The sequence below is a fragment of the Serratia sp. BNK-4 genome (genome assembly GCF_048685115.1).
Classification (GTDB): domain Bacteria; phylum Pseudomonadota; class Gammaproteobacteria; order Enterobacterales; family Enterobacteriaceae; genus Serratia; species Serratia bockelmannii.
Genome location: NZ_JBLQTM010000001.1, coordinates 3,223,017 through 3,249,012, shown reverse-complemented (window position 1 = coordinate 3,249,012; position 25,996 = coordinate 3,223,017). Strand labels below are relative to the sequence as shown.

General features: G+C 60.6%; 20 protein-coding genes. 13 read left to right on the top strand and 7 right to left on the bottom strand.

Annotation, left to right across the window (positions count from 1 at the left end):
* Positions 1-13 precede the first annotated feature (13 nt).
* From idnD to menE, 7 genes are all read left to right on the top strand, one after another.
* A complete protein-coding gene (gene idnD / locus ACMGGW_RS15540) occupies positions 14-1,045 on the top strand; it encodes an L-idonate 5-dehydrogenase (protein WP_099817464.1) in 1,032 nt (343 codons plus the stop codon).
* 81 nt (positions 1,046-1,126) lie between these two features.
* Complete coding sequence (gene elaB, locus ACMGGW_RS15535) at positions 1,127-1,438, top strand: stress response protein ElaB (protein ID WP_025303653.1); 312 nt, start codon at positions 1,127-1,129, stop codon at positions 1,436-1,438.
* Between the two features lie 380 nt (positions 1,439-1,818).
* Entirely contained in the window at positions 1,819-3,495 is a 1,677-nt protein-coding gene (menD, locus tag ACMGGW_RS15530) for a 2-succinyl-5-enolpyruvyl-6-hydroxy-3-cyclohexene-1-carboxylic-acid synthase (protein ID WP_197832387.1), read from the top strand.
* Positions 3,492-4,262 carry a 2-succinyl-6-hydroxy-2,4-cyclohexadiene-1-carboxylate synthase gene (menH, locus tag ACMGGW_RS15525; RefSeq protein ID WP_197832386.1) on the top strand — a complete coding sequence of 257 codons (771 nt, stop codon included), beginning with the start codon at positions 3,492-3,494 and terminating at the stop codon, positions 4,260-4,262. Before menD ends, menH begins: the two co-directional genes overlap by 4 nt.
* An 11-nt stretch (positions 4,263-4,273) precedes the next feature.
* Entirely contained in the window at positions 4,274-5,131 is an 858-nt protein-coding gene (gene menB / locus ACMGGW_RS15520) for a 1,4-dihydroxy-2-naphthoyl-CoA synthase (protein ID WP_043136531.1), read from the top strand.
* Entirely contained in the window at positions 5,131-6,114 is a 984-nt protein-coding gene (gene menC / locus ACMGGW_RS15515; RefSeq protein ID WP_197832385.1) for an o-succinylbenzoate synthase, read from the top strand. Before menB ends, menC begins: the two co-directional genes overlap by 1 nt.
* Entirely contained in the window at positions 6,102-7,487 is a 1,386-nt protein-coding gene (gene menE, locus ACMGGW_RS15510; RefSeq protein WP_197832384.1) for an o-succinylbenzoate--CoA ligase, read from the top strand. The genes menC and menE overlap by 13 nt, the downstream gene beginning before the upstream one ends.
* Positions 7,488-7,530: 43 nt before the next feature.
* Here the strand turns inward: menE and katA are convergent, their stop codons facing one another.
* Entirely contained in the window at positions 7,531-8,967 is a 1,437-nt protein-coding gene (gene katA, locus ACMGGW_RS15505; RefSeq protein WP_033651930.1) for a catalase KatA, read from the bottom strand.
* 338 nt (positions 8,968-9,305) lie between these two features.
* Here katA and ACMGGW_RS15500 point away from each other — a divergent pair, with 338 nt between their 5' ends.
* Positions 9,306-9,845: a YfaZ family outer membrane protein gene (locus ACMGGW_RS15500; protein WP_038876374.1), complete on the top strand. Its 540-nt coding sequence runs from the start codon at positions 9,306-9,308 to the stop codon at positions 9,843-9,845.
* Between the two features lie 61 nt (positions 9,846-9,906).
* Here ACMGGW_RS15500 and tyrP read toward each other — a convergent pair whose 3' ends face one another.
* Positions 9,907-11,115 (bottom strand): tyrosine transporter TyrP, encoded by a 1,209-nt coding sequence (tyrP, locus tag ACMGGW_RS15495; protein ID WP_004935940.1) that lies wholly within the window; start codon positions 11,113-11,115, stop codon positions 9,907-9,909.
* Positions 11,116-11,360: 245 nt separating this feature from the next.
* Here tyrP and ACMGGW_RS15490 point away from each other — a divergent pair, with 245 nt between their 5' ends.
* Positions 11,361-12,557 (top strand): nicotinamide mononucleotide deamidase-related protein YfaY, encoded by a 1,197-nt coding sequence (locus ACMGGW_RS15490; RefSeq protein ID WP_148123612.1) that lies wholly within the window; start codon positions 11,361-11,363, stop codon positions 12,555-12,557.
* Positions 12,558-12,560: 3 nt separating this feature from the next.
* Here the strand turns inward: ACMGGW_RS15490 and ACMGGW_RS15485 are convergent, their stop codons facing one another.
* Positions 12,561-13,769 carry an FAD-dependent oxidoreductase gene (locus ACMGGW_RS15485; protein WP_239532916.1) on the bottom strand — a complete coding sequence of 403 codons (1,209 nt, stop codon included), beginning with the start codon at positions 13,767-13,769 and terminating at the stop codon, positions 12,561-12,563.
* 116 nt (positions 13,770-13,885) lie between these two features.
* On the opposite strand from ACMGGW_RS15485, the gene ACMGGW_RS15480 reads away from it, so the two are divergent.
* Entirely contained in the window at positions 13,886-14,707 is an 822-nt protein-coding gene (locus ACMGGW_RS15480) for an AraC family transcriptional regulator (RefSeq protein WP_197825185.1), read from the top strand.
* 230 nt (positions 14,708-14,937) lie between these two features.
* Positions 14,938-15,090, top strand: coding sequence for a Hok/Gef family protein (locus ACMGGW_RS15475; RefSeq protein WP_004935921.1), 153 nt, complete (start codon positions 14,938-14,940; stop codon positions 15,088-15,090).
* Between the two features lie 59 nt (positions 15,091-15,149).
* Here the strand turns inward: ACMGGW_RS15475 and yfaE are convergent, their stop codons facing one another.
* The 4 genes from yfaE to ubiG form a co-directional block, all read right to left on the bottom strand.
* Positions 15,150-15,410 carry a class I ribonucleotide reductase maintenance protein YfaE gene (gene yfaE, locus ACMGGW_RS15470; RefSeq protein WP_025303642.1) on the bottom strand — a complete coding sequence of 87 codons (261 nt, stop codon included), beginning with the start codon at positions 15,408-15,410 and terminating at the stop codon, positions 15,150-15,152.
* A gap of 3 nt (positions 15,411-15,413) precedes the next feature.
* The gene (nrdB, locus tag ACMGGW_RS15465; protein ID WP_019453694.1) at positions 15,414-16,544 is read right to left on the bottom strand and encodes a class Ia ribonucleoside-diphosphate reductase subunit beta; all 1,131 of its coding nucleotides are present in this window, start codon (positions 16,542-16,544) and stop codon (positions 15,414-15,416) included.
* Positions 16,545-16,611: 67 nt separating this feature from the next.
* Positions 16,612-18,900, bottom strand: a complete 2,289-nt coding sequence (gene nrdA / locus ACMGGW_RS15460; RefSeq protein ID WP_025303641.1) for a class 1a ribonucleoside-diphosphate reductase subunit alpha — start codon at positions 18,898-18,900, stop codon at positions 16,612-16,614.
* Between the two features lie 438 nt (positions 18,901-19,338).
* Positions 19,339-20,064 carry a bifunctional 2-polyprenyl-6-hydroxyphenol methylase/3-demethylubiquinol 3-O-methyltransferase UbiG gene (ubiG, locus tag ACMGGW_RS15455; protein WP_025303640.1) on the bottom strand — a complete coding sequence of 242 codons (726 nt, stop codon included), beginning with the start codon at positions 20,062-20,064 and terminating at the stop codon, positions 19,339-19,341.
* A 212-nt stretch (positions 20,065-20,276) separates the two neighbouring features.
* On the opposite strand from ubiG, the gene gyrA reads away from it, so the two are divergent.
* Positions 20,277-22,919 carry a DNA topoisomerase (ATP-hydrolyzing) subunit A gene (gyrA, locus tag ACMGGW_RS15450; protein ID WP_025303639.1) on the top strand — a complete coding sequence of 881 codons (2,643 nt, stop codon included), beginning with the start codon at positions 20,277-20,279 and terminating at the stop codon, positions 22,917-22,919.
* A gap of 167 nt (positions 22,920-23,086) precedes the next feature.
* On the top strand, positions 23,087-25,948 hold the full coding sequence (gene rcsC, locus ACMGGW_RS15445; RefSeq protein ID WP_197832383.1) for a two-component system sensor histidine kinase RcsC: 2,862 nt from the start codon (positions 23,087-23,089) through the stop codon (positions 25,946-25,948).
* Positions 25,949-25,996: the final 48 nt, after the last annotated feature.

The following is a 25,996-nucleotide window of genomic DNA, read 5'->3' as shown; positions in this document are numbered from 1 at the left end:
GTGGAGTCTGGAGATGAAAATTCAAACCCAGTCCTGCGTGGTCAATGGCAAGCGAGACGTGGCGGTGATCGCGCAAGAAGTGGATTATCGGGGGCAGGGAACGCTGGTAAAAATCAGCCGCGGCGGCATCTGCGGCTCGGATCTGCATTACTTCCAGGAAGGCAAGGTCGGCAATTTTCAGGTGCGTCAGCCGATGGTGCTGGGCCATGAGGTGATCGGTGAGGTGGTCGCCAGCGATTCGCCGCAGCTGCCGGTCGGGCAGAAGGTGGCGCTCAATCCCAGCAAACCCTGCGGGCAGTGCAAATACTGTCTGGCGCAGCAAAGCAATCAATGCGTCGAGATGCGCTTTTTCGGCAGCGCGATGTATTTTCCGCACGTCGACGGCGCTTTTACCCAATACAAAGTGGTGGATAGCGCGCAGTGCATTCCTTACGCTGCCGATCGCGACGACAGGGTAATGGTGTTCGCCGAACCGCTGGCGGTGGCTGTCCACGCGGCGAAGCAGCCCGGCGATGTGACGGGGAAAAAGATTTTCGTGTCCGGCGTTGGCCCGATCGGCTGCCTGCTGGTGGCGGCGCTGAAAGCGCTGGGCGCCGCCGAGATTGTCTGCGCCGATCTCAGTCCGCGCTGCCTGGCGATCGCGAGGCAAATGGGGGCCGATCGGTGCCTGCATGCCGCGGACGACGATTTTAGCGGTTATCTGCAGGACAAGGGGTATTTTGACGTCGCCTTCGAAGTGGCGGGGCACCCGCAGTCGCTGCAGCGCTGTCTGGAGATCACCCGCGCCAAAGGCACTGTGGTGCAGGTGGGCATGGGCGGCAGCTTCCCCGATTTTCCGCTGATGTTGTTGATTGCCAAGGAACTGAATCTGCTTGGATCGTTCCGCTTCGTGGCGGAGTTCACGTTGGCGGTGGCCTGGCTGGCCGACGGCGTGATCGATCCGCTGCCGTTGCTGTCGGCGGAATTCGCCAGCGGGCAGTTGGCGCAGGCGCTGACGTTTGCCGGCGATAAACGCCAGGCTGCCAAGGTGCAATTGGTGTTTTAGGGTAAAAGTCCGATGGCCGCAGGCGGCGATCCTTGTCTATAGTGTAGGAACGCTTAATTTTTCAACCACGGAGATCTCACGATGGCAAGACATACGGATGCTGAGCAAACTACGCTGGATGACGATCTGAGAATGCTGACCGAGACGCTGGAAGAAGTGCTGCAATACACCGGCGACCGCGCGGATCAGGCCTACATCGACATCAAGTCGCACGCCGAGCAGGCGCTGAGTGAGGTCAAGGCGCGCTGGGCGAACACCGGCGAATCTTACTATGCGCGCGCCAAAGAAGCGGTGCACCGCACCGACGACTACGTGCGGGACAAACCCTGGCACAGCGTGGGCATCGGCGCCACCGTCGGGCTGGTGCTGGGATTGTTGCTGGCTCGCAAATAAACCATGCCATCGGGGCGGCGCAGGCCGCCCCGTGTTTTTCTTCAGACTGTGTTGTTCATTCCGCCGTTTTACCGAAAGCTTTTCCTTATCCCGCCTATACTTCCCGCTAGCCGCCGTTGGAGCACCCCTATTTCCCTTGTTTTTATATGGACGGATTGAGCCGACGCCGCCGCAAGTGTAAAGTGTTTGTGTATTTATTGTTTGTTTTTTGTTCTAAATCAAATAATTATCTGGTGTAAACACCCAGGGATATACGGCGTTCTTGCGCTGGCGCAAAAGCCGTGAAAATAACACCTCATATAATACAGAGCGTAACTACAGGCGCGGCGTCTGTCGGCTGCGTCGGAGACGATCTCTGCTAACTGACTTGTGAGCGAACTATGTCGACAAGTGTTTTTAATCGCCGGTGGGCGGCTGTGCTGCTCGAGGCGCTGGCCCGCCATGGGGTGCGGCATGTTTGTATCGCTCCGGGATCGCGCTCCACGCCGCTGACGCTGGCCGCCGCGGCCAACCGATCGTTTATCTGCCATACCCATTTTGATGAGCGCGGGCTCGGTCATCTGGCACTCGGGCTGGCGAAGGCGGCGCGTGAGCCGGTGGCGGTGATCGTCACGTCCGGCACCGCGGCGGCGAACCTTTACCCGGCTTTAATCGAAGCCGGCCTGACCGGTGAACGGCTGGTGTTTCTCACCGCCGATCGGCCGCCGGAACTGATCGACTGCGGCGCCAATCAGGCGATCCGTCAAAACGGCCTCTACAGCAGCCACCCGACGCTGGCGATCGATCTGCCGCGTCCTACGCCGGATATTCCGGCCGCGTGGTTGGCCTCCAGCGTCGACAGCGCGATGGCGCGCTTGCAGCATGGCGCTTTGCATATCAACTGCCCGTTCGCCGAACCGCTGTACGGCGGCGATGAGCGTCACTATGCCGATTGGTCCGCCGCGCTGGGCGACTGGTGGCAGAGCGATCGGCCTTGGCTGCAGGAAAGCGAGACGCATGCAGTGCCATTGCCGCAGCCGGACTGGTTTTTCTGGCGACAAAAGCGCGGCGTGGTGCTCGCCGGCCGCATGAACACACAAGAGGGCGCACAGGTGGCGGAATGGGCCGAAACGCTGGGTTGGCCACTGATCGGCGATGTACTGTCGCAGACCGGGCAACCGCTGCCCTGTGCCGATTTGTGGCTCGCGCATCCGCAGGCGCAGCGCCTGTTGCAAGACGCGCAGCTGGTGGTGCAGTTCGGCGGCAGCTTGACCGGCAAACGCCTGCTGCAGTGGCAGGCGCAGTGCCGGCCGGAAGAGTATTGGGTCATCGACGAGCTGCCGGGGCGGCTCGATCCGGCCCAGCACCGGGGGCGGCGCCTGCGCGCCGGCGTGGCGCAGTGGTTGGCGCAGCATCCGGCGCAACCGCGTGCGCCGTGGGCCGCCGGGCTGGCTGCGCTGGCGGATAAGGCGCTGACGGCGGCGTCCACGCATCTGTACGATAACTTTGGCGAAGCGCAGCTGGCGCACCGCCTGCCGGAACTGTTGCCGGAGAACGGCCAGCTGTTTCTCGGCAACAGCCTGGTGGTGCGACTGATCGACGCGTTAACGCCATTGCCCGTCGCTTACCCGGTATTCAGCAACCGTGGCGCCAGCGGTATCGACGGTCTGATTTCCACCGCCGCCGGCGTACAACGTGCCACCGCCAGGCCAACGTTGGCGGTGGTGGGCGACCTTTCCGCACTGTATGACCTCAATGCGCTGGCGCTGCTGCGCCACTGCTCGGCACCGACGGTGCTGATCGTCGTCAATAACAACGGCGGCCAAATTTTCTCGCTGCTGCCGACGCCCGAAGAAGATCGTCAGCGCTTTTACTGCATGCCGCAGAACGTCGAGTTCAGCCATGCGGCGGCGATGTTCCAGCTTGACTACGCGCGGCCGGAGAACTGGAGCCAGCTGCAACAAGCGGTTGAGCAAGGCTGGCGGCGCGGCGGCGCCACGCTGATAGAACTGCAGGTGTCGCCGAGTGAAGGGGCCGAAAGCCTGCAATACCTGGTACAACAGATGGCGGTGCAATGATGCTGGCGACGCGAATTTTGCAACAGGGCGAAGCGGGCCGCCCGTGGCTGGTGTGGCTGCACGGCCTGCTCGGCAACAACAATGAATGGCGGGTGATCGCCGCGCGCTGCCCGGAATGGCCGTCGCTGGCCATCGATCTGCCCGGCCACGGCGATTCCGTGGCGGTGGGCTGCCGCGGCTTCGACGACATCAGCGCGCAAATCGCCGCGACCCTGCAACTGCGCAATATTGAACGTTATTGGCTGGTGGGCTACTCGCTCGGCGGGCGCATCGCCATGTATCACGCTTGCCACGGCCGCCATGACGGCCTGCAAGGGGTGATCGTCGAGGGTGGCAATCCGGGGCTGGAGGACGAACAACAGCGCCGCGATCGTTGCGAGCAGGATGCACGATGGGCGACGCGTTTTCGCAGTGAGCTGATTGCCGAAGTCCTGGCGGACTGGTATCAGCAGCCGGTGTTCAAAGAGCTTAGCCATGTGCACCGCCAGGCGCTGATCGCCGCGCGTTCGGTCAACAGCGGCCCGGCGATTGCCGACATGCTCGAAGCCACCTCGCTCGGGCGGCAGCCTTATCTGGCGCCGCAGCTGCGCCAACTGACCGTGCCGCTGCGGGTGCTGTGCGGTGAGAACGATCCCAAATTTCAACGGCTGGCGCGCGACGCCGGGTTGCCGTTGCGCATCGTGCCGCAGGCCGGCCACAACGCGCATCTGGCCAATCCGCAGGATTTCGTCGCCGAGCTGCAGACATTTCTCGTTAACCCTGGTTAAAGGAACCGAACATGCTTTATCCGAATGAAGAACACCTGTATGCCGCTATCGCCTGGCAGGATTGCACCGGCGATTTCGAAGACATCCTGTATCACAAATCCGCCGACGGCATCGCCAAAATCACCATTAACCGGCCGCAGGTGCGCAACGCGTTCCGCCCGCAAACGGTCAAAGAGATGATCGACGCGCTGGCCAACGCCCGTTACGACGACGGCATCGGCGTCATTATTCTGACCGGCGCCGGCGATAAGGCCTTCTGCTCCGGCGGCGATCAGAAAGTGCGCGGCGACTACGGCGGCTATCGCGACGACAGCGGCGTACACCACCTCAACGTGCTGGACTTCCAACGCCAGATCCGTACCTGCCCGAAGCCGGTGGTGGCGATGGTGGCCGGCTATTCGATCGGCGGCGGCCACGTGCTGCACATGATGTGCGATCTGACCATCGCGGCGGATAACGCCATCTTCGGCCAGACCGGTCCGAAAGTGGGCTCGTTCGACGGCGGCTGGGGCGCGTCTTACATGGCGCGCATCGTCGGTCAGAAGAAGGCGCGCGAAATCTGGTTCCTGTGCCGCCAATACGATGCCGCCGCCGCGCTAGACATGGGCCTGGTCAATACCGTGGTGCCGCTGGCCGAACTGGAAAAAGAGACGGTGCGCTGGTGCCGCGAAATGCTGCAGAACAGCCCGATGGCACTGCGCTGTCTGAAGGCGGCGCTGAATGCCGACTGCGACGGCCAGGCCGGTTTGCAGGAGCTGGCGGGCAACGCCACCATGCTGTTCTACATGACCGACGAAGGGCAGGAAGGGCGCAACGCGTTCAACGAGAAGCGCCAACCGGACTTCAGCAAATTCAAGCGTAACCCGTAATGAGCGGAGCAAACCGCAGCGCGGCGCTATACCGTTACAGCCTGCCGATGGAGGCGGGCGTGGTGCTGCGCAATCAACGGTTGAAAACGCGTGACGGATGGGTGGTGCAGCTGTGTCAGGGCGAGCGTGAAGGTTGGGGAGAAATCGCGCCGCTGCCGGAATTCAGCCGGGAAACGCCGGCGCAGGCCGAACAGGCCGCGTTGGGCTGGCTGCAGGCCTGGTTGGCGGGCAACGAACCGGAGCACAGCGCGCTGCCCTCGGTGGCCTTTGGGCTCAGCTGTGCGCAGGCCGAGCTGGAGCAGCGTTTGCCGATGCAGGCGGATTTTCGCAAGGCGCCGCTGTGCACCGGCGATCCGGATGAGCTGTTCGAGACATTGAGCGCTTTGCCGGGCGAGAAAGTCGCCAAGGTGAAGGTGGGGCTGTATGAGGCGGTGCGGGACGGCATGATCGTCAACGTGTTGCTGGAGGCGTTGCCGGATCTGCGGCTGCGGCTGGACGCCAACCGCAGCTGGACCCGCGCCAAGGCCGACGGCTTCGCCAGGTATGTTAACCCGGCATGGCGCGATCGTATCTCTTTCCTGGAAGAGCCCTGCAAGACCCGTGATGAATCGCGCGACTTCGCCCGGGCGACCGGTATCGCCATCGCCTGGGATGAGAGCGTGCGGGAGGCGGACTTTGTGGTGCAGGCCGAGCCGGGCGTGGCGGCCATCGTGATCAAGCCGACGCTGGTCGGCAGCCTGGCGCGTTGCCAGACGCTGGTGGCGCAGGCGCACGCGGCGGGCCTGACGGCGGTGATCAGCTCCAGCCTCGAATCCAGCCTGGGGTTGACCCAACTGGCGCGCATCGCCCATTGGCTGACGCCGGACACCGTGCCGGGGCTGGATACGCTGGGGTTGATGCAGGCGCAGGTGCTGCGCCCGTGGCCGGGCAGCGCGTTGCCGCTGCTGGATGTCTCGGCGTTGGAGTGCCTATGGCGCCGTTGAACGATTGGCCGTGGCGACACTGGGCCCGCACTCAGCCGCAGGCGACGGCGCTGATGCTCGGCGAACAACCGCTGAGCTGGCTGGCGTTGCAGAGCCAGGTGGATGAGCTGGCGGCGGATTTCCAGCATCAGGGCCTTGAACCGGGCTGCGGCGTGGCGCTGTGCGGTAAAAACAGCTATCCGCTGCTGCTGGCCTATCTGGCGCTGTTGCAGTGCGGCGCACGCCTATTGCCGCTCAATCCCGCCTTGCCGACGCCGCTGCTGGCGCAGCTGTTGCCGGAATTGGATATGACCTTTGTCTTCGGTCCGGACTCGTTGCCGGCGCTGCCGGAAGACGTGATTCGATTGACCCCGCCTTCGACCGAGCCGCGTTGGCCAGACCTGCCGACGTGGGATGCGCAGCGTCTGGCGACGCTGACATTGACCTCGGGCTCCAGCGGCATGCCGAAAGCGGCCGCGCACAGCTATGCCAACCATCTGGCCTGCGCCGCCGGGGTGTTGGGGCTGATGGCGTTTCAGCGCGAAGATTGCTGGCTGCTGTCATTGCCGCTGTTTCACGTCTCCGGACAGGGCATTGTCTGGCGCTGGCTGGCGGCGGGCGCCCGGTTGGCGGTGCGCGAGATGCACCCGCTGAACGAGGCGTTGGCGGGATGCACGCATGCCTCGTTGGTGCCGACCCAGCTATGGCGGCTGCTGGCGCAACCGCTGGCGGACATGACGCTGAAGGCGGTGCTGCTCGGCGGCGCGATGATCCCGGTGGAACTGACCGAGCGGGCGGAGGCGGCGGGGATCCGTTGCTGGTGCGGCTACGGGCTGACCGAACTGGCCTCCACGGTGTGCGCCAAGCGCGCCGATGCGCGGCCGGGTGTCGGCCTGCCGCTCGGCGGCCGCGAGGTAAAACTGGTGGATGAAGAGGTCTGGATCCGCGCCGACAGCCTGGCGCTTGGCTACTGGCGTCATGGCCATCTGCAGCCGTTGGCCGATGAACAGGGCTGGTTCCCGACCCGCGATCGCGGCGCGATGATCGAGGGGGAACTGCGAATTCTCGGCCGGCTGGACAACCTGTTTTTCAGCGGTGGCGAAGGGGTGCAGCCGGAAGATATCGAACGCGTGCTGGCGGCGCACCCGCAGATATCGCAGGCGTTTGTGGTGCCGGTGGCGGACGCCGAGTTCGGCCAGCGGCCGGTGGCGGTAATCGATGGCGATCCGTCGCTGTCGTTGGCGGCGTTGCTTGCCTGGTCGCAGGATAAGCTGGCCAATTTCCAACGCCCGGCGGCGTTGCTCCCGCTGCCTGACGAGCTGAAAAACGGTGGCATCAAGATTTCACGCCGCCAGTTGCAGCGGTGGGTGGCGCAGCGTCTCTCTGAGGCATAAAAAAGCCGCCCGTAAGGGCGGCTGAGTGAATGATGCAGGGGGATTATTTCAGCCCCAACGCCTTGGCGACGCCGGCGCCGTAGTCGGGGTGCACCTTGGTGAACAGCTCGACCTGACGGCGCTGGATGTGTTCCGGCACCTGCGACAGTTCGCCGGCGATGCGGGTGAACATGCGCTGGTGCTCTTCGGCGCTCAGCAGGTTGAACAGCGCGCGCGGCTGGCTGTAGTAATCGTCGTCTTCACGATGATTCCAGTGGTCGGCCGCGCCCTCAATGCTCAGCGGCGGCTCGCTGAAGTCCGGCTGCTCCTGGAACAGGCCGAAGCTGTTCGGTTCGTAGGTGGCGCCGTTGCCGCTGTTGCCGTCCACGCGCATCGCACCGTCGCGATGGTAGTTGTGGAACGGGCATTTGGCGCCGTTCACCGGGATCTGGTGGTGGTTGACGCCCAGGCGGTAGCGGTGCGCATCGCCATAGGAGAACAGGCGGCCCTGCAGCATTTTATCCGGCGAGAAACTGATGCCCGGCACCACGTTGGCGGGGTTCATCGCCACCTGCTCAACCTCTGAGAAGTAGTTGTCGGGGTTGCGGTTCAGCTCGAAAAAGCCGACGTCGATCAGCGGGTAGTCGCCGTGCGGCCACACCTTGGTTAGGTCGAACGGGTTGTATGGCGTCTGCGAGGCCTCATGCTCCGGCATGATCTGAATTTGCAGCTTCCAGCGCGGGAAGTCGCCGCGTTTGATCGCATCGAACAGATCGCGCTGTGAGCTTTCGCGATCCTTGGCGATGATCGCTTCCGCTTCTTCATCCATCAGGTTTTCAATGCCTTGCTCGCAGCGGAAGTGGAATTTCACCCAGAAACGTTCGTTGGCGGCATTGATAAAGCTGAAGGTGTGGCTGCCGAAACCGTGCATGTGACGGTAGGATTTCGGAATGCCGCGATCGCTGAAGTCGATGGTCAGCTGGTGCAGCGACTCCGGCAGGTGGGAGAAGAAGTCCCACTTGTAGACTGGGTTGCGCAGGTTGGTATGCGGATCGCGTTTCACCACGTGGTTGAGATCGGGGAATTTCAGCGGATCGCGCAGATAGAACACCGGCGTATCGTTACCCACCAAATCCCAGTTGCCTTCTTCGGTATAGAACTTCATGGCGAAACCGCGAATGTCGCGCTCGGCGTCGGCGGCGCCGCGCTCACCGGCGACGGTGGAGAAGCGGATAAACATGTCGGTCTGCTTACCGATTTCGGAGAAGATCTTGGCGCGCGTGTAGCGGGTGATGTCGTGGGTAACGGTAAAGGTGCCGTAGGCGCCGGAACCCTTGGCGTGCATGCGACGCTCGGGGATGACTTCACGGTCGAAGTGGGCCAGTTTTTCCAGGAACCACACGTCCTGCAACAGCATCGGGCCGCGTTTGCCTGCGGTGATCACGTTATTGTTATCGACAACCGGGGCGCCGGCTGCGGTGGTCAGTCCTTTCTTGCTCATCACTTGCTCCTTATCGTAGTGCAGTTAAGTAAAGACTCGGGCGGTTTAAGCGTTCATCAGCATAGTCCTTTGGCGGGGCTTCTTCCCCTGACCTTGGTCAAAGCCACTACTAGTTGTAGCCCTATTGCCGAGCGACGGCAAATAGGTCTCGGTTATCGTTGGCATCGCCTTGACGAATATGGATTTTTGTTTGCAAATTTTTACATTTATTTGATTATTGAAGAATTTTTTCGCTTTTATCCCTTAAATACTCATTGCGCTTTGGTATAGACTCATGACGTTATTATTATGCGTTGATTCGATCATTCGGTACGGATGACAAACCAGAGGGAAAGATGATGAAAAAGACTTGGGTCGCGTGCGCGGCAGGATTGCTGTTTGTGACCGGTGCGGCGAACGCCATCAGCGTGTCGGGCGAAGCCGGGCAACACTACACCAACCTGGGCGTTGGCATGAGCACCGGCTCTTCAGGTCTGGGCTTGACCGGCAACTGGGCGCGCAGCGACCACGACGGCAACGTCGGCAGCGTGGGGTTGAACTTCGGTGTGCCGCTGGGGCCGTTGACGGCGACCGTAGGCGCCAAAGCGCTGTACCTCAGCCCGAAAGACGGGAAGAGCGGCGGGGCGGTCGCGCTGGGCGGCGGCCTGGAGTGGGAGATCAACCGCTACTTCAGCCTGCACGGCGAAGGTTACTTTGCGCCTGACTCTTTCACCAGCGGCGTGAAGGCCTATAACGAAGCCAGCGGCGGCCTGCGCTGGAAGTTCCGTCCGCTGAGCGTGGACGTGGGCTACCGTTACATGCAGATGGAAGGCAAAGACGGGCGTCGCGACAACACCCTGGCCGATGGCCCTTATGTCGGTGTCGGCCTGAGCTTCTAAGGCTGCGAAAAAAGGGGCCATTGCGGCCCCTTTCTCTCTATCATTTCTTGTCTTTCGGCGCTTACCCGACCGCCGGCAGCATGCCGCTGGCGATGCCCAGTTGAATGGCGATCACCGTTACCCCACAGACAAACACCAGCGCCAGCGCAGGGGTGCCGCCCCAGACGCGGTACTGCGCCTGATGCTTTTGGCGAGTTTTCCACACCAGCAGCGAAGGCAGCAGCAGCGCCAGCACCGACAGGGCGATGGCGGCGAAACCCAACGCCAGCACGAAACCACGCGGATAAAACAGCGCGAAGGCCAGCGGCGGCAGGAAGGTGATGGCGCCGGTTTGCAGGCGGCCACGCACGTTATCTTGCCGCTTGAACAGGTCGGCCAGGAAATCGAACAGCCCAAGCGCAACGCCGAGGAACGAGGTCGCCAGCGCCAGATCGGCGAACAGGTGCACCGCCAGTTCAACGTGCGGCGAAGCTACTGCATCACGCACCGCCTGCAACAGGCCATTCAGCCCGGCCTGCTGAGCCAGGATGCCGACGAAGGTGTCGGAGCTGATGCTGCCCAACGTCGCCAGCTGCCAGAAGATATAGGCGATCAGTGGGATCGCGCTGCCGATGATAAACACCCAACGCAGTTTGCGAATGTTGCCGCCCATGTAGTTGACGATGCTCGGCACGCTGCCGTGGAAGCCGAAAGAGGTGAAGATCACTGGAATGGCCGACAGCGCCAGGCCTTGCTCCAGCGGCAACGTCATCAGATTGGTCTGGTGGATATTCGGCAACATCAGGCCGAGCATCACCACCAGGAACACCACTTTCGCGCTGAACAGGATGCGGTTGAACAAGTCGACCGAGTGGGTGCCGATGCACACCACGCCGCCGGCCACCAGGGTGAACAGCAGGACGCCGAGCGACACCGGGAAGTCCTGCGACGTCCATTGGCTGATGCTGGTGGCGAGCAGTTCGCCGGCGCCGCTGATATAGGCGGCGGTGAGGGCGTACATCAGGAACATCATGCTAAAGCTGGTCAGCCACTGGCCGCCGCCGCCGAGATAACGTTTGGCGAGCGTGCCCAGACCGGTATCCGCCTGCTCATGCTGGTAAACCTCCACCAGTAACAGCGCGGTGTAACACATCAACAGCCACAGCCCGACCAGTAAGGCCAGCGTGACGCCGAAACCGACGCCGGCCGCCGCCAGCGGCATCGCCAGCATCCCGGCGCCAATGGTGGTGCCCGCCACGATAAAAACACTGCCAAGAGTGCGATTCTTCACGTTTTTTCTCTACCAGCCGAAAGATTTTGAAAATTATAGGTAACGATTTATGAGGATGGCAGGATAGTGGAAGCCCTAATTTGTGTCAAACCGACGTTACGCATGATGTACATTAATGTTTACATCTCGCAAGCCTGCATCGCACATGAGAAACGGACCCATGGCTGAAATTATCCGCAGGCGGCTAGTGAAAAGTTATTTACGGGCTTCTATAGTGGAATGACCAAAAAATGTGGGAGAGATCAATGTTAAGGGTGGAGATGCTCAGCACCGGCGATGAGGTGCTGCACGGGCAAATTATTGATACCAACGCCGCCTGGCTGGCGGACTACCTGTTCCAGCAGGGGCTGCCGATGAGCGGACGTGAAACGGTCGGGGACAGCCTCTCTGCGTTGATCGAGATCCTGCAGGAACGAAGCCATATCGCCGATGTGCTGATCGTCAACGGCGGCCTGGGGCCGACCAGCGACGATCTCAGCGCGCTGGCCGCGGCGAAAGCCTGTGGCGTAGAGCTGGTCGAACGGGCCGACTGGCTGGCGCGCATGGAAGCCTATTTCACCGAGCGTGGGCGGCCGATGGCTCCTTCCAATCGCAAGCAGGCGCAGATCCCGGCCAACGCGGAAATGCTGGATAATCCGGTGGGCACCGCCTGCGGTTTCGCATTGCAGCTGAACCAATGCCTGATGTTCTTCACTCCCGGTGTACCGTCGGAATTCAAAGTGATGGTCGAACAGCAGATCGTGCCGCGCCTGCGCCAGCGCTTCACCTTACCGGCGCCGCCGCTATGCCTGCGCCTGACGACGTTCGGCACTTCCGAGAGCGATCTGGCCGCCGAGCTGGATGGCATGCCGCTGCCGCCGGAAGTGGTGCTGGGTTACCGCTCATCCAGCCCGATTATCGAACTGAAGCTGACCGGGCCGGAAAGCCGGCGTGCGGAAATGGAGCAGGCATGGCGGCGCGTGCGCGAAGTGGCGGGGGACAACTGCATTTTTGAAGGCACCGTCGGGTTGCCGGCGTTGTTGACGCAGCGGCTGAGTCAGCAAGGGCTGAAGCTGGCGTTGAGCGAGCAATTCAGCGGCGGGTTGATCAATCTGCAGCTGCAGAGCGAAGGGGCGCCGCTGGCGGGTGGCGAGCTGCTGCCGGCGCACTGCATCGAAACGCTGGAAACGACGCTGGCCCGCGCCCGCTCGCTGGCGGAATTGACCGGTGCGCCGTTGGTGTTGGCGGTCAGCGCCATGCGCGATGAGCAGGTGAGCATTGCACTGCACACGCCGCGCGGCGGCATTGGGCAGACCGTGCGTTATCGCGCGTCGCGCCACGGTCTGCGGCTGCGTCAGGAGTCGGTGGCGATGCTGGCGCTGGATATGCTGCGCCGTTGGCTGAATGGGGGCCAGGCGTGCGGTAAAAACGCCTGGCTGGAAGTGGTGGATATTATCGAGTGACGGTCATGGCGCCGAGTTGCCGGCGTCACGGCTTTGCTGCAGCCGTTCGGACGCCAGCCGTGACAGGCGTATCGCCGCGGCACCCCGCACGTGCAGTTCCAGACCGTAGTCCCTGAGCGCCTGCGCGGCGCTGCCGGCTTGCGCCAGATGCGTCGCCAGGCTGGCGGCGTCCGCCAGCGCGGTGTTGGCGCCAAGCCCGCCCGCTGGGCTCATGGCGTGCACGGCGTCCCCGAGAAAGGCGATGCGTTCGCTGTGCCACACCGGCATCGCCTTCGTGACCTGCACCGTCCGCACGCTGAGCGACAGGGGATCCGCCAACGCTAACGCCGTTTGCAAGGCGGGCGCCCATCCCTGCGAGATATGCCGTACACGCGCCTGCAGCGTTGCGCTTCCCTTCGCCCGTGTCGGCCCGCCGAGCCGTTCAGCCGATCCGATACAGGCCCAATAGAGATAATCGTCGACCGGCGTGAGGCGGCAATCGGGCGCGTAGTCGGCCGCCAGCTGCGCCATGGGCGCCTGAAAGCGCATCGGTTCAATCACCAGCGATACGCCGTCGGCGAAGATCACCGATACGCCGTTCAGCAGCTCAGGGGCCAATTGGGCCCGGGTTGCCGCATCGAGCGGTGTTTTGCCGTAGAGGGTGACCGCGCCGCTGTCTTCGGGCCCCGCCTCGGGCAGGCAGCGCCGCCGCACCAGCGAGTTGACGCCGTCGGCGGCGATCAGCACATCGACTCGCACTTGCTCGCCGTTGGCGAACTGTAGCTCCACGCCCTGCGGCGTTTGTGCAAATTCACGCAAGGTATGGCCGAAACGCACCCGGTCTTGCAGGCCGGCAAGCAGGATCTCGCGCAGCGTTTGGCGATGAATGCCGAGATCGCCGCTCGGTTCTTGCGTTTGGCGCTGGCTGGACGGCAACCAGTGCTCGGGGCGCCGGCCGGTGAGCGGGGCAAGCTGCGGATCCCATAGATTGCTCTCGCCGCTGTTTTGCGCGCTGCCGGCGCAGAGCAACCGGTAGTGCGCCGGCGGCAGGCAGGCGGCCAGCGCCTGCTGGCCAGACGGATCGATGCGCAGCCGGTAGCCCTGATCGCGCGCTTGCGGCGTGGTGTCGCGTTCAAACACCGTGGCGTGGATGCCGAAGCGGCTCAGCCCCTGAGCCAGACACAGACCGCCGGGCCCGGCGCCGATAATGCCAATGCTGGGTGTTGTCATCATGTTCCCTCGTGAGTCAGTGGCCACAAACGGGAGCGGCCGGAAGCATTTCATTATGTCGGCGCAGGAAAAGGTTGATATAACGGTATCTGGACTAAAAATAGTGATAAGTGGCCAATGTGAACGATAACCCTCACTTCACTGACGCTGACTGCAGCGAATGGCGGGCGGGCCCCTGGCTGATCGCCCTTGGCGGCCGCGACGCGGCAGGCCGGGAGTATCGGTTGGGCACGCGCGAATACGACTGGCATCAGCATGTGCGCGGGCAGTTGCTGTGCGTCGAAAGCGGCTTGTTGCATGTACGCACGGCGCAGGGCGATTGGGTGCTTCCGCCTCAGCGGGCGGGTTGGATCCCACCGGCGACGGAGCACCGGGTGCAGGTCTGCGGCGCACTGAGCGGCTGGAGTTTGCTGCTGGCGCCGGAGGCCTGCCACGATCTGTCGAATGTACCCTGCGTCATCGGCATTAGCGCCGTGCTGCAGGCGCTGGCTCAGCGAGCAGAAGGCTGGGACAAGCGCAGCGCGCTCACCCTGGAGCAGGATCGCATGGCGCTGGTGATGCGGGACGAGATACGTTTGGCGCCGACGGAACCACTGCATTTGCCGATGTCGTCCCATCCGCGCCTGGCCGGCGTTCTACAGGCCTTGCTGGCGCAGCCGGGGAGCGAGCGTTCGCTGGAGGCGTGGGCTGAATGGGGGGCGATGTCGCCGCGTACCCTGCGGCGGCTGATGATCGGCGAGACGGGGTTGAGTTTTGCACAGTGGCGCCAGCAGGCCCGGTTGTCGTATGCGTTAGCGAAGCTGGCCGAAGGCGAGACGGTGCTGCAGATAGCGGAAACGCTGGGGTATGCCTCGCCGAGCAATTTTATCGCCATGTTTCGTAAAGCTTTCGGCGATTCCCCGGCGCGTTATTTTTCCACATCGTCGGGAAAGGGGCGCTAAGCGAAATACTTTGAGGATAGTTATATATCCCTAATTAATCATAAGGTTATAGGGGATATTCGCGGCGAGAGAATGCTGTTACTCTCTTGACGGGTGCTTGAGACTGTTCGTCTTGGGCATTGTGTGACAAGGCGGATAGATGAAAGCCCCAAACTGACTCTCAATCAGAATGGGGCTGCCCTAACGCCTAGACACCGTTATGGTAGCCCCTTCACAGCAAGGAGGCAAGCATGCGCTTAAGGCATGTGTTTCACTCACTAACCGTTGTATGTATTACGGTTTTGTTATTTATCTGGATGATAAGAGACTCGCTGTGCGAGCTGAAAATCTACCAGGAAAATATCACTATCCTGATCAGGTTGGCGTGTGAGGTGAAGCGGTAATCATAGGGCGGGGGCAACCCCGCCTTCTGGTCTCCAGGCGCGGTTTCCGGCACCCGACTTTACATTTCCAGCTCGATATCCGTCAGCGGCATGCAGCAGCAGGGCAGGATCTCGCCGGCGTTGATAAACGCCAGCGGCTGCTGGCGGTAGGTCACTTCACCTTTCACCAGCTTCAGGCGGCAGGCACCGCAATAGCCGGATCGGCACTGATACTCCACCTGCACGTCGTGCAGTTCCAGCACGTCGAGCAGACAGTTTTCACTGTTGGGGCAGGAGAGCTGCGTGCCGGCGGCGCGCAGCGTTACGATTGGCGTCGCCATCGCTTACAGTTCGAAGTCGCTCAGGTCGTCGGCGTTGATCTCCGAGTCGATCTGGCCAACCAGGTAGGAGCTCACTTCCACTTCCTGCGGCGCTACCTGCACGTTGTCGGACACCAACCAGGCATTGATCCATGGGATCGGGTTGGAGCGGGTTTCGAACGGCAGACCAAGGCCGACCGCCTGCATGCGGATATTGGTGATGTATTCCACATACTGGCACAGGATGTCTTTGTTCAGGCCAATCATCGAGCCGTCGCGGAACAGGTATTCCGCCCACTCTTTCTCCTGCTGGGCGGCCAGCACGAACAGATCGTAGCACTGCTGTTGACATTCCTCGGCGATCTCCGCCATTTCCGGATCGTCGGCGCCGGAACGCATCAGGTTCAGCATGTGCTGGGTGCCGGTCAGGTGCAGCGCTTCGTCGCGGGCGATCAGCTTGATGATCTTGGCGTTGCCTTCCATCAGTTCGCGCTCGGCGAACGCGAAGGAGCAGGCAAAGCTGACGTAGAAGCGGATCGCTTCCAGCGCGTTCACGCTCATCAGGCACAGGTACAGCTGCTTCTTCAGCGCGCGCAGATTGACGGTGACGGTTTTACCGTTCACCTGGTGGGTGCCTTCACCCAGCAGGTGATAGTAGCTGGTCATCTCGATCAGATCGTCGTAGTAGCCGGAAATGTCTTTCGCGCGCTTCTTGATCTCTTCGTTGGTGACGATATCGTCGAACACCAGCGCCGGATCGTTGACGATGTTGCGGATGATGTGAGTGTAGGAACGGGAGTGGATGGTCTCGGAGAACGACCAGGTTTCCACCCAGGTTTCCAACTCAGGGATCGAGATCAGCGGCAGCAGGGCGACGTTCGGGCTGCGGCCCTGGATGGAGTCCAGCAGCGTCTGATATTTCAGGTTGCTGATGAAGATGTGCTTCTCGTGCTCCGGCAGCGCCTGGTAATCGATACGGTCGCGGGAAACGTCAACTTCTTCCGGGCGCCAGAAGAAGGAGAGCTGTTTTTCGATCAGCTTTTCGAAGATTTCATGCTTTTGCTGGTCGAAACGCGCAACGTTTACCGACTGGCCGAAGAACATCGGCTCTTGCAGCTGGTCGTTTTTGGTCTGAGAAAAAGTGGTGTAAGCCATAAGCCTGAATCCATCGTAACGTGGCTAAATGAAGGGGCCGGAAAATTCCGGCCCGCTAGGTCAAACTTTAGATCTTGCAGGCGCCGCTTTCGCAGTCGTCATCGCCGGCCTTGGCAGGCTGCAAATCTTCCTGGGCGTCTTCCGCACCGTCGCGGGTGTTTTGGTAGTACAGCGTTTTCACGCCGAACTTGTAGGTGGTGAGCAGGTCTTTCAACAGCTGCTTCATCGGCACCTTGCCGCCCGGGAAGCGGGTCGGATCGTAGTTGGTGTTGGCCGAGATCGATTGGTCGATGAATTTCTGCATCAGCCCAACCAGCTGCAGATAGCCGTCGTTGCTCGGCATTTCCCACAGCAGCTCGTAGTTGTCTTTCAGACGCTCATACTCCGGCACCACCTGGCGCAGGATGCCGTCTTTCGACGCCTTGATGCTGATGTGGCCGCGCGGCGGCTCGATGCCGTTGGTGGCGTTGGAAATCTGCGAAGAGGTTTCCGATGGCATCAGGGCGGACAGCGTCGAGTTGCGCAGGCCGGTTTCCTGGATCTCTTTACGCAGGGTTTCCCAGTCGTAGTGCAGCGGCTCGCTGCAGATCGCATCCAGGTCTTTCTTGTAGGTGTCGATCGGCAGGATGCCCTGCGAATAAGTGGTTTCGTTGAACCACGGGCAAGCGCCTTGTTCCTGAGCCAGACGGTTGGAGGCTTTCAGCAGGTAGTACTGAATGGCTTCGAACGTTTTGTGGGTCAGGTTGTTGGCGCTGCCGTCGGAATAGCGTACGCCGTTCTTCGCCAGGTAATAAGCGAAGTTGATGACGCCGATGCCCAGGGTGCGGCGACCCATCGCGCCACGGTGCGCAGCCTTGATCGGGTAATCCTGATAATCCAGCAGAGCGTCGAGTGAACGCACCGCCAGGGTCGCCAGCTCTTCCAGGTCGTCCAGGCTGTCGATCGCGCCCAGGTTGAAGGCAGACAGGGTACACAGCGCGATCTCGCCGTTTTCATCGTTGACGTCTTCCAGCGGCTTGGTCGGCAGGGCGATTTCCAAGCACAGGTTGGACTGACGCACCGGCGCGATCTGCGGATCGAACGGGCTGTGGGTGTTGCAGTGGTCGACGTTCTGGATGTAGATACGGCCGGTAGAGGCACGTTCTTGCATCATCAGCGAGAACAGCTCAACCGCTTTCACGCGTTTCTGGCGAATGCTGTCATCTTTCTCGTACTGGGTGTACAGGCGCTCGAATTCGTCCTGATCGGCGAAGAACGCGTCGTACAGCCCCGGCACGTCGGACGGGCTGAACAGGGTGATGTCTTCGCCCTTGATCAGACGCTGGTACATCAGGCGGTTCAACTGCACGCCGTAGTCCATGTGACGCACGCGGTTGCCTTCAACGCCACGGTTGTTTTTCAACACCAGCAGGCTTTCTACTTCCAGGTGCCACATCGGGTAGAACAGCGTTGCCGCGCCACCGCGCACGCCGCCCTGTGAGCAGGATTTGACGGCGGTCTGGAAGTGTTTGTAGAACGGAATGCAGCCAGTATGGAAGGCTTCACCGCCACGGATCGGGCTGCCCAGCGCGCGGATGCGGCCGGCGTTGATGCCGATGCCGGCGCGCTGCGAAACGTATTTCACAATGGCGCTGGAGGTGGCGTTGATGGAGTCCAGGCTGTCGCCGCACTCGATCAGCACGCAGGAGCTGAACTGGCGGGTTGGGGTGCGCACGCCGGACATGATCGGCGTAGGCAGCGAAATCTTGAAGGTGGAAATCGCATCGTAGAAACGTTTGACGTAGTCCAGACGGGTTTCACGCGGGTAGTTGGAGAACAGGCACGCAGACACCAGCAAATACAGGAACTGGGCGCTTTCGTAGATTTCGCCGCTGACGCGGTTCTGCACCAGGTATTTGCCTTCCAGCTGCTTGACGGCGGCATAAGAGAAGTTCATGTCGCGCCAATGATCGATAAAGGAATCCATCTGCTCGAACTCTTCAGCGCTGTAGTCTTCCAGCAGATGCTTATCGTATTTGCCCATCTCGACCATGCGAGTGACGTGGGCGTGCAGCTTCGGTGGCTCAAACTGGCCGTAAGCCTTTTTACGCAGGTGGAAGATCGCCAGGCGAGCGGCCAGGTACTGATAGTCCGGCGCATCGCGGGAGATCAGGTCAGCTGCGGCCTTGATGATGGTTTCGTGAATGTCGGCGGTTTTGATGCCGTCATAAAACTGAATGTGTGAACGCAACTCTACTTGAGAAACCGAGACGTTGTGTAATCCCTCAGCGGCCCAATCGATGACCCGGTGGATTTTGTCGAGATTGATGCGCTCTTTACGGCCATCGCGTTTAGTTACAAGCAGACTTTGGTTCATGTGGTGTTTTACCTGTCCGTATGGTGCCCCTAAGCAGAAGTGTAGTCGCTCTGCTCAGTATGTAAACACTATATATAGGGGTTGTATGTCGGTGAGGTAACAAGATAGTGAGAAAAAACGGCGTTTGCAAGTGAACAAAACCGGCCTAATTTGTGGATAACTTGGGGGTGAAATGCCACTTGCCGTTCGCAGTGCGCGCCGTGACTGGCGCGACAAGCTTGTCAATAAGCACGATCAGATTTTACTGAAAAACTGAAAAAACCGATCGTTTGGCGCTTTATTAAACGTTAGAAAAAAACGGCATATTGATCTGATTTAATATTCTAAAAAACTGTCTACAACCGCTATTTTGATCGAAGTCGCGGAAATTAGGTATTTTTCCTAATACCGCGTTGGCGCCGCCCCCCGGTAATGCAGGGCCGGCGCGGTTTACCGTGCTTAACCTTCGTGCTGGGTGTGCACCATGTAGTTCACGTCAACGTTGCGCCCAAGCTTGAAATGATCGGTGATCGGGTTGTAATGCAGGCCGATCATGTGCTTTTCGCGCAGCGGCGTGCCGTCGACCCAGCCGATCAGTTCGGACGGGCGAATAAACTTCTTATGATCGTGGGTGCCCTGCGGCACCATCTTCAGTACGTACTCGGCGCCGATCACCGCCATCAGCCAGGCTTTGGTATTGCGGTTAATCGTTGAAAAGAACACGTGACCGCCCGGTTTCACCAGATGGGCGCAGGCGCGCACCACCGAGGCCGGATCGGGCACGTGCTCCAGCATCTCCATACAGGTGACCACGTCGTAGCGCTGCGGATTGGCCTGAGCGTGGCTTTCTACGGTCTCCTGCACATAGGTGACGTCCATGCCGCTTTCCAACGCGTGCAGCCGGGCGACCTGCAGCGGCTCTGCGCCCATGTCCAGGCCGGTCACTTTGGCGCCTTCGCGCGCCATGCTTTCCGCCAGAATGCCCCCGCCGCAGCCCACGTCGAGCACCTGCTTGTCAAAGATGCCGCCGGCGCGCTGCATGATGTAGTTCAGGCGCAGCGGGTTGATGCGGTGCAGCGGTTTGAACTCGCCTTCCAGATCCCACCAGCGGGAGGCGACAGCCTCGAACTTGGCGATTTCCTGATGGTCAACGTTTTGCACTCGGCTGGATGATTCTGCGTTCATGGGCGGGTCTGGCTCCTTGTTCTCGTTGCGCGGATTATACATGTTCCGGCGCGGCATCGTCTGCGCCGATGCGTTTTTAGCGCACTTATCTGCACAATTTCCGTGAAACAGCGGCGGTTATTTTCCCGTAAAGCGTGCTTTGTGATATAGTTTTACACCTTTGCCACTATGGCAGCGGGCAGATGAATCATTAGTAGAGGGATAGCAGCTCCATGAGCGACCTTGCCAGAGAAATCACACCGGTAAACATCGAAGACGAGTTGAAAAACTCGTATCTGGACTATGCGATGTCCGTTATTGTCGGACGTGCGCTGCCAGATGTTCGTGATGGACTGAAGCCGGTTCACCGCCGCGTTCTGTACGCGATGAGCGTATTGGGTAACGACTGGAATAAACCATACAAGAAATCGGCCCGTGTCGTCGGGGACGTGATCGGTAAATATCACCCGCACGGTGACAGCGCGGTTTATGACACTATCGTGCGTATGGCTCAGCCGTTTTCACTGCGCTACATGCTGGTGGACGGTCAGGGTAACTTCGGTTCCGTCGACGGCGACTCCGCCGCGGCGATGCGTTATACCGAAGTGCGCATGTCCAAAATTGCTCACGAACTGTTGGCGGATCTGGAAAAAGAAACCGTCGACTTCGTGCCTAACTATGATGGCACCGAGCAGATCCCGGCCGTCATGCCGACCAAGATCCCGAACCTGCTGGTCAACGGCTCATCGGGCATCGCCGTGGGCATGGCCACCAATATCCCGCCGCACAACCTGGCGGAAGTCGTCAACGGCTGCCTGGCCTATATCGACGATGAAAACATCAGCATTGAAGGGCTGATGGAACACATTCCGGGGCCAGACTTCCCGACGGCGGCGATCATCAACGGCCGCCGCGGTATTGAAGAGGCCTACCGCACCGGGCGCGGCAAAATCTACCTGCGCGCGCGCGCGGAAGTGGAAGCCGACGCCAAGACCGGGCGCGAAACCATCATCGTTCACGAGATCCCGTATCAGGTGAACAAGGCGCGTCTGATCGAGAAGATCGCCGAGCTGGTCAAAGAAAAACGCGTGGAAGGCATCAGCGCGCTGCGTGACGAGTCCGATAAAGACGGCATGCGCATCGTCATCGAAGTCAAACGCGATGCGGTCGGCGAAGTGGTGCTGAATAACCTGTATGCGCTGACGCAACTGCAGGTCACCTTCGGCATCAACATGGTTGCGCTGCATCAGGGGCAGCCTAAACTGCTGAACCTGAAAGACATCCTCGAAGCCTTCGTGCGCCACCGCCGCGAAGTGGTCACCCGTCGCACCATCTTCGAACTGCGCAAAGCCCGCGATCGCGCCCATATCCTGGAAGCGCTGGCTATCGCGCTCGCCAACATCGATCCGATCATCGAGCTGATTCGCCGTGCGCCGACCCCGGCGGAAGCGAAAGTCGCACTGGTAGCTCAGCCGTGGGATCTGGGCAACGTCAGCGCCATGTTGGAACGCGCCGGTGACGACGCCGCCCGCCCTGAGTGGCTGGAGCCGGAGTTCGGCATCCGCGACGGCAAGTACTACCTGACCGAGCAGCAGGCTCAGGCGATTCTGGATCTGCGTCTGCAGAAACTGACCGGCCTGGAGCACGAAAAGCTGCTGGAAGAATATAAAGAGCTGCTCAACTTCATCGCCGAGCTGATCTTTATTCTGGAAAGCCCAGAGCGCCTGATGGAAGTGATCCGCGAAGAGCTGGTGGCGGTCAAAGAGCTGTACAACGACGGCCGTCGCACCGAGATCACCGCCAATACTTCCGACATCAACATCGAAGACCTGATCAACCAGGAAGACGTGGTGGTGACCCTGTCTCACCAGGGCTACGTGAAGTATCAGCCGCTGTCCGACTATGAAGCCCAGCGCCGCGGCGGCAAAGGCAAGTCCGCCGCGCGTATTAAAGAAGAAGACTTTATCGATCGCCTGCTGGTGGCCAACACCCACGATACGATCCTGTGCTTCTCCAGCCGTGGCCGCCTGTACTGGATGAAGGTGTACCAACTGCCTGAAGCCAGCCGTGGCGCGCGCGGTCGTCCAATCGTCAACCTGCTGCCGCTGGAAGCCGATGAGCGTATCACCGCCATCCTGCCGGTACGCGAGTATGAAGAAGGGCGCCACGTGTTCATGGCCACCGCCAGCGGTACCGTGAAGAAAACCGCGCTGACCGAGTTCAGCCGTCCGCGCAGCGCCGGCATCATCGCCGTCAACCTCAACGAGGGCGACGAGCTGATTGGTGTCGATCTGACCGACGGCAGCAACGAAGTGATGCTGTTCTCCGCCAACGGTAAAGTGGTGCGCTTCCCGGAAGCGCAGGTGCGTTCGATGGGCCGTACCGCGACCGGCGTACGTGGCATCAACCTCGGCGAAGGTGACAGCGTGATCTCACTGATCGTGCCGCGCGGCGAAGGCGACATTCTGACCGTCACGCAAAACGGCTTCGGTAAACGTACCGCCGTGACCGAGTATCCGACCAAGTCACGTGCCACCCAGGGGGTTATCTCCATCAAGGTGAGCGAGCGTAATGGCCAGGTGGTTGGCGCCGTGCAGGTGGAAACCAGCGACCAGATCATGATGATCACCGATGCAGGCACGCTGGTGCGCACCCGCGTTTCGGAAGTCAGCGTGGTGGGCCGTAACACCCAGGGCGTGACGCTGATCCGCACGGCGGAAGACGAAAACGTCGTCGGTCTGCAGCGCGTGGCCGAACCGGTGGAAGACGAAGAGCTGGATAGCCTGGAACCGGGCGCGGAAGCGGTGGAAGAAGACACCACGCCGCTGGACGATGGCGACGACGCGGCTGAGCCGATGGACGACGACAACGTTTAAAGCAAGGTGAGGGCGTCGGCATGCCGACACCGTAATGCACTGAGACAAAAGGGCCTGGCAGCGATGCTAGGCCCTTTTTCAGTTATATGGTTTAATTGGCGCACCGAGCCGCCGGCCGCCGTGCCGGCGATAGCGTGCGCCGCCACTGACTTTCGTATGGTATCCGATTGAAATACTTAGCCTCTTTTCGAACTACGCTGAAGATATCCCGCTATCTGTTCCGGGTGCTGGCGATTTTGCTGTGGTCGTTGGGAACGCTGCTCACCACCTTTTATATTCTGAATATCCTGCATCAGAAAGAATCGGACATCCGGCAGGAGTACAACCTCAATTTCGACCAGGCACAGGGCTATATCCGCCATTCCGCCGACATCATCCGCGACATCAAGTATATGGCGGAGAACCGCCTCAACGGGTCAGTCAGCAGCCTGGACATGTTCAGCGGCGTGTTTCCCGGCAAGGGCAGCCCGCCGCAATTCTTTCCGCTGTACCCGGAGTCCAACTGTGCGCTGAGCACCACCTACCGCAGTTCGCTCGATTCACTGAGCGGCCTGATCCAGTATTGGAAAGAGAACTTCGTAGCGGCCTACGATCTCAACCGGGTGTTCTTCATCGGCGGCGATAGCCTGTGTATGGCAGAATTCGGCGGCGGCAATGCGAGTGCCAATCGGGAAAATGTGCTGAAGTCACTGCACGAGCGCATTCTGAAATACCGCAACGCCAAGAATCAGGACAAAGACAACAACCTGTATTGGATCAGCCCCAGCGCGCAGCGGCCGGACGTCGGTTATCTGTATGTACTGACGCCGATCTATATCGGCAACAAGCTGGAGGCGTTGTTGGGCATCGAACAAACCGTTCGGTTGGAGGATTTCGTTACCGCCGGCAACCTGCCGATCGGCGTCACGCTGCTGGATGAGAACAACGAGCCGGTGCTGCGTCTGGCGGACGGCGATCGTTATGCCGCCTCACTTAACAGCTATCCCGTAGAGCACGCGTACTTCGGCTATGTCGACAATTACCGCGACCTGATTCTGAAGAAAGCGCTGCCACCTTCTTCGCTGAGCATCGTCTATGCACTGCCGGTGAAAAGCGTGGTGGAACGCTTCAAAATGCTGATCCTCAACGCGCTGTTGCTGAACCTGTTGTCAGCCATCGTGCTGTTCACGCTGGCGTGGCTGTTTGAGCGCAAGATGTTCCTGCCGGCGGAGGACAACGCGTTTCGCCTGGAAGAGCACGAGCAGTTCAACCGCAAGATCGTCGCCTCGGCGCCGGTGGGTATCTGTATCCTGCGCATCAGCGACGGTACCAATATCCTGAGTAACGAACTGGCGCATAACTACATCAACCTGTTGACCCACGAAGATCGCGATCGCATTACGCGTATCATTTGCGAACAGCAGGCGAATTTCGTCGATGTGATGACCAGCAACAACAACAACCTGCAGATCAGCTTTGTTCACTCGCGCTACCGTAACGAAGAGGTGGCGATTTGCGTGCTGGTGGACGTCAGCGCGCGCGTGAAGATGGAAGAGTCGTTGCAGGAGATGGCGGCGGCGGCGGAGCAGGCCAGCCAGTCCAAATCGATGTTCCTGGCTACCGTCAGCCATGAGCTGCGCACGCCGCTGTACGGCATTATCGGCAACCTCGATCTGCTGCAAACCAAGGCGTTGCCGCAAGGGGTCGATCGGCTGGTCAATGCGATGAACAACTCTTCCGGCCTGCTGCTGAAAATCATCAGCGATATTCTCGACTTCTCCAAAATCGAGTCCGAGCAGCTGAAGATCGAACCGCGCGAGTTCTCCTGCCTGGAGGTGATCACCCATATCGCCGGCAACTATTTGCCGCTGGTGGTCAAGAAACGTCTGGGGCTGTACTGCTTTATCGAACAGAACGTGCCGGAGCGCATCTTCGGCGATCCGGTGCGGTTACAGCAGGTGCTCTCCAATTTGGTGAACAACGCCATCAAGTTCACCGATACCGGCTGTATCGTGCTGCAGGTCTGCACCCGCGGCAGCTACCTGGAGTTCAGCGTGCGCGATACCGGCGTCGGTATTCCGGAGAAAGAGGTCTCGCGCCTGTTCGACCCGTTCTTCCAGGTGGGGACCGGTGTTCAGCGCCACTTCCAGGGAACCGGTTTGGGGCTGGCGATCTGCGAAAAATTGGTCAACCTGATGGACGGCGATGTCTCTGTCGAGTCCGAACCGGGGTTGGGCAGCTTGTTCAGCATTCGCATTCCGCTGTTCAACGCCCAGTTCCCGATCCCGCAGGCCAGCGATACCTGGCAGGGCCGGCTGCTGTGGCTGGATATCCGCAATCAGCGGCTGGAAAGCTACCTGATGGCGATCCTGGGCGGTTACGGCGCCGATATCCAACGCTATGACGGGCAGGAGACCGCTGCCGGTGAGGTGCTGCTCAGCGATTACCCGCTGATGCTGGACACGCCGCTGCTGGCTCAGATCCAATTCTCCACCGAGCATATCGGCCCGTCGCAGGAAACCCGGCCAGGCTATTGGATGCACAGCACCTCCACGCCGCGTGAAACGTTGACCTTGCTCAACCGGTTGTTTGGCGTCGGCGGCGGCGCGGCAGAGGGGCTGGTGCAGCTGCCGGTGCCCGCCAAGGCCAGCGCGGCGGACAACGGCGATATTCATCTGCTGGTGGTCGACGATCATCCGATCAACCGTCGCCTGTTGTCCGATCAGCTGGGGTCGCTGGGGTATCAGGTGGTGACCGCCAACGACGGCGTCGACGCGCTCGGCGTACTGAAACAGCATCACGTCGATATTGTGCTGACCGACGTCAATATGCCGAACATGGACGGTTATCGCCTGACGCAGGAACTGCGACAGATGCAGTTCAGCGCGCCGGTAATCGGCGTGACGGCGAACGCGCTGGCGGAAGAGAAGCAGCGCTGTCTCGAGGCGGGCATGGATAATTGCCTGTCGAAACCGGTTACGCTGGAGACGCTGGAACAGACGCTGGCTTACTACAGTCAACAGGTGCGCTACAGCCGCAGCGAGGCCTGAAAAGCAAACAGGCACGGCGGATGCCGTGCCTGTTTGGCGTTCACCTGC

Excerpts from the sequence above, each read along its gene's own strand:
- idnD (WP_099817464.1), top strand. The coding sequence starts at position 14 with ATGAAAATTCAAACCCAGTCCTGCGTGGTCAATGGCAAGCGAGACGTG.
- elaB (WP_025303653.1), top strand. The coding sequence starts at position 1,127 with ATGGCAAGACATACGGATGCTGAGCAAACTACGCTGGATGACGATCTG.
- menD (WP_197832387.1), top strand. The coding sequence starts at position 1,819 with ATGTCGACAAGTGTTTTTAATCGCCGGTGGGCGGCTGTGCTGCTCGAG.
- menH (WP_197832386.1), top strand. The coding sequence starts at position 3,492 with ATGATGCTGGCGACGCGAATTTTGCAACAGGGCGAAGCGGGCCGCCCG.
- menB (WP_043136531.1), top strand. The coding sequence starts at position 4,274 with ATGCTTTATCCGAATGAAGAACACCTGTATGCCGCTATCGCCTGGCAG.
- menC (WP_197832385.1), top strand. The coding sequence starts at position 5,131 with ATGAGCGGAGCAAACCGCAGCGCGGCGCTATACCGTTACAGCCTGCCG.
- menE (WP_197832384.1), top strand. The coding sequence starts at position 6,102 with ATGGCGCCGTTGAACGATTGGCCGTGGCGACACTGGGCCCGCACTCAG.
- katA (WP_033651930.1), bottom strand. The coding sequence starts at position 8,967 with ATGAGCAAGAAAGGACTGACCACCGCAGCCGGCGCCCCGGTTGTCGAT.
- ACMGGW_RS15500 (WP_038876374.1), top strand. The coding sequence starts at position 9,306 with ATGAAAAAGACTTGGGTCGCGTGCGCGGCAGGATTGCTGTTTGTGACC.
- ACMGGW_RS15490 (WP_148123612.1), top strand. The coding sequence starts at position 11,361 with ATGTTAAGGGTGGAGATGCTCAGCACCGGCGATGAGGTGCTGCACGGG.
- ACMGGW_RS15485 (WP_239532916.1), bottom strand. The coding sequence starts at position 13,769 with ATGATGACAACACCCAGCATTGGCATTATCGGCGCCGGGCCCGGCGGT.
- ACMGGW_RS15475 (WP_004935921.1), top strand. The coding sequence starts at position 14,938 with ATGCGCTTAAGGCATGTGTTTCACTCACTAACCGTTGTATGTATTACG.
- yfaE (WP_025303642.1), bottom strand. The coding sequence starts at position 15,410 with ATGGCGACGCCAATCGTAACGCTGCGCGCCGCCGGCACGCAGCTCTCC.
- nrdB (WP_019453694.1), bottom strand. The coding sequence starts at position 16,544 with ATGGCTTACACCACTTTTTCTCAGACCAAAAACGACCAGCTGCAAGAG.
- nrdA (WP_025303641.1), bottom strand. The coding sequence starts at position 18,900 with ATGAACCAAAGTCTGCTTGTAACTAAACGCGATGGCCGTAAAGAGCGC.
- ubiG (WP_025303640.1), bottom strand. The coding sequence starts at position 20,064 with ATGAACGCAGAATCATCCAGCCGAGTGCAAAACGTTGACCATCAGGAA.
- gyrA (WP_025303639.1), top strand. The coding sequence starts at position 20,277 with ATGAGCGACCTTGCCAGAGAAATCACACCGGTAAACATCGAAGACGAG.